The sequence below is a fragment of the Pseudomonas sp. YQ_5 genome, from assembly GCF_043103305.1.
GTDB lineage: Bacteria > Pseudomonadota > Gammaproteobacteria > Pseudomonadales > Pseudomonadaceae > Aquipseudomonas > Aquipseudomonas putida_Y.
On the sequence record NZ_JBICJS010000104.1, the window covers coordinates 1 to 2,370 of the forward strand.

Below are 2,370 nucleotides of genomic sequence, written 5' to 3' on the forward strand. Positions count from 1 at the left end.
TCGCGCCAAGCGCCAAAGCGTTCGCGCGCAAATCCCCCAGAAATAACTGGCCCGAAACAAACGTAGGAGCGAGCGCAGCTCGCGATGCGCCGCGCGGGCGGCGCTCGATCTCACAGACGACGCACCTCTACCGCCATACCGGCGGCGCTCGGTCTCACAGGCGACGCACCTCTACCGCCATACAGGCGGCGCTCAATTTACGCACCACCTCAAAACCCAAGACGGCACCTGGTAGCCTTGATCCGATGTCCCGGCGCACACATCGAACCGTTGCTCTGGTAGCATCCGGCCCGCACCAAAATCTTCGCTGTCTGAACCGACAATCATAGAAAAATCAAGAGCATGGGCCTTGCAAGCGGCACGGCCCCTAACGGGGGATTAATGGACTTATGGACTGCCTTCCAGGCAATCATCCTGGGAGTGGTTGAAGGGCTCACGGAGTTTCTGCCAGTTTCCAGTACCGGGCACCAGATCATCGTTGCCGATTTGATCGATTTTGGCGGTGAACGCGCGATAGCGTTCAACATCATCATCCAGCTGGCGGCGATCCTGGCGGTAGTGTGGGAATTTCGCGGCAAGATCCTGGAAGTGGTGTTCGGCCTGACCAGCCAGCCCACGGCACGGCGCTTCACCGGCAATCTGCTGCTGGCGTTCCTGCCGGCAGTAGTGCTGGGCGTGCTGTTCGCCGACCTGATCCACCATTACCTGTTCAACCCGATTACTGTGGCAGCGGCGTTGGTTGTGGGCGGGGTGATCATGCTCTGGGCCGAGCGTCGCGAGCACCGCGTAGAGGTGGACCACGTGGACGAAATGCGCTGGAGCCACGCCCTCAAGATCGGCTTCATCCAGTGCCTGGCGATGATACCAGGCACATCGCGCTCCGGGTCCACCATCATCGGCGGCCTGCTGTTCGGCCTGTCGCGCAAAGCGGCCACCGAGTTCTCGTTCTTCCTGGCGATGCCGACCATGGTCGGCGCAGCCGTGTATTCGGGTTACAAGTACCGTGACCTGTTCCAACCCGGCGACCTGCCGGTGTTCGCTATCGGCTTCGTGACCTCGTTCATCTTCGCCATGATCGCCGTGCGTGCGCTGCTCAAGTTCATCGCCAACCACAGCTACGCGACGTTCGCCTGGTATCGCATCGCCTTCGGTTTATTGATTCTGGCTACCTGGCAGTTCGGCTGGATCGACTGGTCGACAGCTCAGGGCTAACGGAACACAAAAATGAAAAAGGGCTGCATACGCAGCCCTTTTCATTGGTCAGGTTCAGCCGCGAATTTCAGCGACTACCGCAGCTAGCGCTTGCGCCGGGTTGGCAGCCTGGCTGATCGGGCGGCCGATTACCAGGTAGTCCGAACCGGCATCCAGTGCCTGGCGCGGGGTGAGGATACGGCGCTGGTCATCCTGCGCGCTGCCCGCAGGGCGAATGCCCGGGGTCACCAGTTGCAACGACGGGTGCGCCGCCTTCAGTGCCGGGGCCTCCAGCGCCGAACACACCAAACCGTCCATGCCAGCCTTCTCGGCCAGCGCGGCCAGGCGCAGCACCTGCTCTTGCGGGTCGACATCCAGGCCGATACCAGCCAGGTCTTCACGCTCCATGCTGGTCAGCACAGTCACGCCAATCAGCAATGGCTGCGGGCCGCTGCGCTTGGCCAACTCTTCACGGCAGGCCGCCATCATGCGCAGGCCGCCGGAGCAATGCACGTTGACCATCCACACACCCATCTCGGCTGCAGCCTTCACTGCCATGGCGGTGGTGTTGGGGATATCGTGGAACTTGAGGTCCAGGAACACTTCGAAACCCTTGTCGCACAGGGTTTCGACAATACCCGAAGCGCTGCTGGTGAACAGCTCCTTGCCAACCTTTACCCGGCACAGCGCAGGGTCAAGCTGGTCAGCCAGCTTCAGAGCGGCCTCACGGGTAGGGAAATCCAGGGCGACGATCAGGGGCGTCTGGCAGGCGGACATGGCAGGGTCTCTTTGCAAGTCGAAAACGGCGCGCATTGTAAACGAAGTGACGCAGGCTTTGGGGCCCGCAGGTCACGGAATTGGCCCAGCATGGGCTGGCTCCTATAATTGAACTATTGGAAAGTGCAATTGCTCAAAAATCGTACAAGCGCTGCACATCACTCTGTAAAGGAGAACGACAATGCCCTGGTATGCCTGGCTGATCCTCATCATAGCCCTCGGCTCCATCGTCGGAGGTTTGATGATGCTGCGCGACACGGCAAAAAAACTGCCACTGACCGAAGAGCAACTGCGCAAGGTGCATGAGCGCAATGCCGAAGCGGATGCCAAGGATGCACAGGACCGTTAGGGGTTAAGAAGGGGTTGAATGCCTCATTTTGCTTGGCGTGGGTTATGTGGTGC

The 2,370-nt window shown here is 60.3% G+C and carries 3 protein-coding genes; 2 read left to right on the forward strand and 1 reads right to left on the reverse strand.

Annotation, left to right across the window (positions count from 1 at the left end; translation table 11 throughout):
- Nucleotides 1-381 precede the first annotated feature (381 nt).
- A complete protein-coding gene (locus tag ACF8EA_RS23805; RefSeq protein WP_028696964.1) occupies nucleotides 382-1,212 on the forward strand; it encodes an undecaprenyl-diphosphate phosphatase in 831 nt (276 codons plus the stop codon).
- Between the two features lie 54 nt (nucleotides 1,213-1,266).
- Here the strand turns inward: ACF8EA_RS23805 and pyrF are convergent, their stop codons facing one another.
- Nucleotides 1,267-1,968 (reverse strand): orotidine-5'-phosphate decarboxylase, encoded by a 702-nt coding sequence (pyrF, locus tag ACF8EA_RS23810; protein ID WP_021783074.1) that lies wholly within the window; start codon nucleotides 1,966-1,968, stop codon nucleotides 1,267-1,269.
- A gap of 181 nt (nucleotides 1,969-2,149) precedes the next feature.
- Here pyrF and ACF8EA_RS23815 point away from each other — a divergent pair, with 181 nt between their 5' ends.
- The gene (locus tag ACF8EA_RS23815; protein WP_003252762.1) at nucleotides 2,150-2,317 is read left to right on the forward strand and encodes a DUF2897 family protein; all 168 of its coding nucleotides are present in this window, start codon (nucleotides 2,150-2,152) and stop codon (nucleotides 2,315-2,317) included.
- Nucleotides 2,318-2,370 lie beyond the last annotated feature (53 nt).

Coding starts and splice junctions, on each gene's coding strand:
- ACF8EA_RS23815 (WP_003252762.1), top strand. CDS start 2,150: ATGCCCTGGTATGCCTGGCTGATCCTCATCATAGCCCTCGGCTCCATC.
- pyrF (WP_021783074.1), bottom strand. CDS start 1,968: ATGTCCGCCTGCCAGACGCCCCTGATCGTCGCCCTGGATTTCCCTACC.
- ACF8EA_RS23805 (WP_028696964.1), top strand. CDS start 382: ATGGACTTATGGACTGCCTTCCAGGCAATCATCCTGGGAGTGGTTGAA.